Source organism: Vibrio sp. 1069, from assembly GCF_033340555.1.
In genome coordinates, this window is record NZ_JAWOWP010000538.1 from 1 (window position 1) to 625 (window position 625).

The window sequence follows — 625 nt, forward strand, 5'->3', positions numbered from 1 at the left end:
TCTTGCCATTTGCGCGTCCAGCTTCGGTGCTGATTACGCCCGGAAGGTGGCGCATAAATTCTTGTACGCCCCAAAGGCAGCCGCCTGCGAAGTAAATATCTTCCATCATTTTATCCTGTAAAACTTTGCGCCATTATGGACAACACCGTCATGCAAACACAACTCCTACCATAAAACAGGAACAAGGTTGCAGTGATTTGCTCTCTTTTTCATTCAAGTCGTCCTCGTTAGATTTGATGCCAATGCCAGCAATTATTGAATCAAAAATACTTACGAAGAGAGCCAATATGAAAATAGAACATGTCGCAATTTGGACAGAGCGTTTGGAAGAGCTGAAAGGCTTTTATGAGAAATATTTTAACGCCGTATCCAACGATAAATACCACAATCCAAAGAGGCACTTTTCGTCTTACTTTCTTTCGTTTGAAAGTGGTGCTCGATTGGAGTTGATGTCGATGGAAGGAGTGAGCGCCTGTGAAAACTCTCACGCGATGCAAGTAACAGGGTTGGCACACTTTGCCTTCGCATTAGGATCAGAGCAGGCCGTTGACCAAATAACCCAAACCTTGGTGGAAGATGGCTATCAAAGGATTGACGGGCCGAGATACACTGGCGATGGTTATTA

The 625-nt window shown here is 44.5% G+C and carries 2 protein-coding genes; one reads left to right on the plus strand and one right to left on the minus strand.

Features of this window, described 5'->3' with window-relative positions; translation table 11 throughout:
• A partial coding sequence (locus R7040_RS27605; protein WP_318097765.1) for a peptide-methionine (S)-S-oxide reductase occupies positions 1–106 on the minus strand: 106 nt, incomplete at its 3' end.
• A gap of 181 nt (positions 107–287) precedes the next feature.
• On the opposite strand from R7040_RS27605, the gene R7040_RS27610 reads away from it, so the two are divergent.
• Positions 288–625 (plus strand): VOC family protein (locus R7040_RS27610; RefSeq protein WP_318097764.1); only part of this gene is annotated, 338 nt, incomplete at its 3' end.